Below are 4,419 nucleotides of genomic sequence, written 5' to 3' on the forward strand. Positions count from 1 at the left end.
GATATTGTAGTTGTCAATTAGCTTTTAAAGTTAATAATGAAACTGGTGAAAAAAAATTAGATAGTATGATTTCCTGCCAAGTGAGGTTATGCCCTATGTGTAACTGGAGAAGAAGTTTAAAAATTTATGGCCAGACATCAAAGGTTATGAATAAAGCTCTCGAAGATAAAGAGTATAGGTTCTTATTTTTAACATTGACTTGTGAGAATGTAGTAGATAAAGATTTATCAAAAACTATAGATAAATTATTTCATGCATTTAAAAAATTAAGTGAAAGAAAAGTAGTAAAGCAATCTGTCAAAGGTTGGTTTAGAGCATTAGAAGTAACCCATAATCTTGATAGGCAATCAAAGAGTTATGATACCTATCATCCTCATTTGCATGCAATTTTGATGGTAAATAAAAGTTATTTTAATGATCCTAATTATTATATTTCACAAGAAGAATGGACAAGCCTATGGAAGTCATGTTTGAAAGTTGATTATACACCAATAGTTCATATAACTGCATTTAAAACTGGAGCTAAGAAAGAAACTGCTAAATCAGTAGCAGAAGTAGCTAAGTATACAGTGAAGGATGAAGAATATTTAATTCCACAGGATAAAGAGTTATCTAAAGAAACAGTTATCACTTTAGATAGTGCTTTAGCAAATAGGCGACTTATTGCTTTTGGGGGAGAGTTTAGAGATATACATAAAAAATTAAATCTTGATGATGCAGTAGATGGAGATTTAGTAAATACAGATAATGAAGATGAGAAATTAAGAGAAGATATAAAATATCATATTGAAGTTTATGATTGGAATGTGGGATATAAGCAATATATTAAGAGGTAGAAATGTTTTATATAATTAAAGAAATAATGTGAAATTTAAAACATTATTTCTTTAATTATATAAGTTTGTCATTTTTTTATTGTCTCTTCGACTCATTTTGACAAATTGCTTAGTTTATTAGTGATATTATGTAAATATGAATATAAGGAGGGATTTTTATGAAAAAAATAGCGTTACTTTTATTTTGTACAATTTTAGTTATGTCTTCATTTTCTACTGTGTTTGCAGACTCTGCTGTTGAGGTTGAATTAGAAGACTCAGGTAATGTTTGGAATAAGTTTTTATTAATAGTTGATGATATTGAAGATATAACGGTTATTAATAAGTTTGGAAAAGATGTTGATAATGATATTGCTGATAATGTAAAAAGAAATTTGAAACTTAAAAATTATGATGAAGTATTTAATTTATTAGAAAGACATAGCTTATTATTATCTTATGGAGTAGAGGAAAATGTTCTTACTAGTAATGGAGTGGAGGGAAATGTTCTTGCTCGTAATATTGATGAAGAAGTAAATCGTACAGAATATATTTATCATTTGGAATATGATAAGAGTGAGACATTTAAAAAAGAGTGGTTGACTATTATGAAGGTAAGGTATACAGAAAATATGAATGGAACACTAACCGCATTAGGAAATCCTAAGATTACTATAGAGGCTAATTTCGGTGGATCTTTTTCTATAGATACTGGTAATATATCTTCAGGATATAAGTCTAAGGATAATGGAAGAGCTATTGAATTTTATGGTTCATATACATTAAAAGCAAAGTTAATTTACCCTGTTACAGTAGGTGGTTTCGAATTTGAAACAGGACGGACATTTGATTGGGGTACTATATATCCAAGATATACGCAACGATAGTTAAATTAATTTTATAATGGTTAGTTTAATTTAATAAAAGATTTTTATATATAATTAATATAACAAATAGAGTTTTTTCTTTATTTGTTATATTAATTATCAGGCTAAATGTAGACTTATGAGTTTAATATTTTTATAAGTTTATCTATGGAGGTTACTAACATGAAAGATTTTCTTTTTAATTTTAAAAGATACAAAGGTTTAAGATATTATTCTTTATTTTTAACTTTAGTTAATTCAATATACTTATTTATAGAAATTTATAAATTTCAATATATTGAAATTTATTCTTTAAATGGACAAATACAAAAGGAGCATTATCAATATATTTCTAACTTATCGAATATGACTAATGCTTTAGCTATTTTTATGGTATTAATATACTTAGTTTATTTAGTAGTTTTTTTGGTACAAAAAAATAAAATAAATGTAATTAATTATTTTCTTGTACATTTTATTTTTTGTATAGTTTTTACTTGTGTTAGTTTTCTTATATCTTTTATTTTTGCAATACCTATTGGCAACTTAATCCAACAGTTAGTAATTCTTTATGGAGCTGCAATAATAGCTCTTTTATATAACATATTAAATATGTTATATAAAAGAGCTATTACAAGATTTAAAAATTAAATTAGTAATTTATTACGTATTATGATAAGTTAATAAAATATTTTAAATTTAAGATAAAATAAACAAAAATGAATTTATATCTTTAGAGCCTGAGCTTCAGGTTCATTTTTTTTGCCAATAAAATTAGAGAGTGTTTTCATCTGCTAAAATTTTTATAGCGAAGGGAAAGATTAAATTTAAACTTATATCTTTGTCACCTTCGCCTATTTTTTTATAGAGCAGATGAAATTTATAAAATCAAGGTGGAGATTTTTTTAGTGGTTTTCTAAAAAATACTACCTTGATTTTATAAAAACGAACGGAAACTTTGAGGTCAGTTTTGTACCTTTTATTTAATGTTTTTAGCTCCGCAGGACACACACTTCATTTATGAAGTATAGTGTGATATACTTTATCTTAACGTAAACTTTATTAAGTAGATTAATTTTGGATAAAGTATGAGTTTGTTTTTTGATTTTATTTTTCAATAACCGTAAAGGGATATTGAAAAAAGGAGAGTGATTTTTTTGAGTTATGCAATTCTTAGGATGCAAAAAATAAAATCTGTCGGAGTAAAAGGAATGCAATTTCATAATCAAAGAGAAAGAGAGAGTCAAACTAATCCTGATATTGATTATAAAAAATCTAAACTAAATTATGATTTGCATAACAGACATTCAATTAATTTTAATAAAAAAGTTGATGAAATTATAAAAGAGAATGTACAAACAGATAAAAAAATCAGGAAAGATGCAGTTAGATTGTGTGATATTGTAGTTACTTCTGATCCCAAATTTTTTAATAAGCTAACTGATATTGAAATAAAAAAATTTTTTAAAGAAAGCTATGAATTTTTATGTAACAGATATGGAAATGAAAATATAGTTTATTCGACTGTTCATCTCGATGAAACTACACCACATATGCATTTTGGTTTAGTTCCAGTGACAAAAGATAATAAATTATCAGCCAAAGAAATTTTTAATAGGCAAGAATTAAGAGATTTACAAAGTGATTATCATAAATTTATAAATGAAAAAGGCTTTGATTTAGAAAGAGGAATTCCTTCAGATAAAAAGGGACTTAAAACTCAAGAATTTAAAAAGCAAACTTTAAAGCAAGAAATAGAAAGTCAGATTAAAGAAAAAAATATACTTCAGAACGATTTAAAGGCGATTAGAGAAGATTTAAATAAGTACAAGCATATAAATATAGATTTTAATGATATAAATCGTTTAGAGGGCAAAGAAAGCTTTTTAAGTAAGGATAAAATAGTATTAGATAAACATGATTTTGATTATTTAAAAGATGTTGCTAAAAAACAATTGATATTGGAAAAAGAGTTTAAATTATTAAAGAAAGAAAATCGAGATTTAAAAACTAATGCTAAATATCTTGATGATTATTTTAAGGAGAGTCAAGAAAAAGGTTGGGCTTTGCAAAAAGAAAATTTAAAGTTAAAAAAAGAAATTAGTAATCAGGAAGAAATATTAGGGGCATTTCAAGATTTTATAAAAGAAAATAATCAAACTGAAAATTTAAAAGTTTTTTTAGAAGAAAGAGATAGAAAAATAATTGAAATGGAAGAGGAAGAATCTTGGGAAATGGAATTATAAAAAAACGTCTTTTCCACGTTATTTTTTGTGTCCAAAAACGAGTTTCTTCTTATCTTGATACTATGTGAACACTATCGATTTGAGTTTACTTGCTTGAAACAAAGTAAGATCAATCGTTACAGAGAAAAAAATGGTCGTTTTTTTGCATACTCATAGACAGAAAAATACCCCTGTGTTATAATTTAGTCACCACAACAAAAATTAAACCACAAGGGGATATTTTTATATTCTTTTTTAAGTTTTATCCCTTCTGGTTTCAGAAAGGAGATTTTTAAAATTGTATAATAATCATAACATAGACAAAGAAAAAAATAAAGTGCTAAAAGATGTAAAAGCTGATGGAAAAGAAAGACCTTGGAAAGAGAAAAAACTGAAGACATTAGAATTAGCTGAGATTTATAAAGAAATTGGATTAGATAATAAAGCTTTTAGGGTAAGATATTGTAGTTGTCAATTAGCTTTTAAAGTTAATAATGAAACTGGTGAAAAAAA

The 4,419-nt window shown here is 25.5% G+C and carries 4 protein-coding genes and 1 pseudogene; all 5 read left to right on the plus strand.

Translation table 11 applies throughout. From position 1 onward, the window contains the following. Positions 1-836, plus strand: an 836-nt coding sequence (locus tag RT714_RS15825) for a protein rep (protein WP_313758970.1), incomplete at its 5' end; no start/stop codon positions are given. A 158-nt stretch (positions 837-994) separates the two neighbouring features. Next, positions 995-1,702, plus strand: a complete 708-nt coding sequence (locus RT714_RS15830) for a hypothetical protein (RefSeq protein ID WP_313758972.1) — start codon at positions 995-997, stop codon at positions 1,700-1,702. 162 nt (positions 1,703-1,864) lie between these two features. Then, positions 1,865-2,332: a hypothetical protein gene (locus RT714_RS15835; RefSeq protein ID WP_313758974.1), complete on the plus strand. Its 468-nt coding sequence runs from the start codon at positions 1,865-1,867 to the stop codon at positions 2,330-2,332. A gap of 506 nt (positions 2,333-2,838) precedes the next feature. Further along, positions 2,839-3,927, plus strand: coding sequence for a MobV family relaxase (gene mobV, locus RT714_RS15840; RefSeq protein WP_313758976.1), 1,089 nt, complete (start codon positions 2,839-2,841; stop codon positions 3,925-3,927). A 277-nt stretch (positions 3,928-4,204) separates the two neighbouring features. Continuing rightward, positions 4,205-4,419, plus strand: a pseudogene (locus RT714_RS15845) (hypothetical protein); the annotation flags it as partial.

Source organism: Tissierella sp. (genome assembly GCF_032104385.1).
Taxonomy (GTDB): Bacteria; Bacillota; Clostridia; order Tissierellales; family Tissierellaceae; genus Tissierella.

Bases quoted from the DNA above. Each gene is read 5' to 3' on its own strand.
- RT714_RS15830 (WP_313758972.1), top strand. From the start codon at position 995: ATGAAAAAAATAGCGTTACTTTTATTTTGTACAATTTTAGTTATGTCT.
- RT714_RS15835 (WP_313758974.1), top strand. From the start codon at position 1,865: ATGAAAGATTTTCTTTTTAATTTTAAAAGATACAAAGGTTTAAGATAT.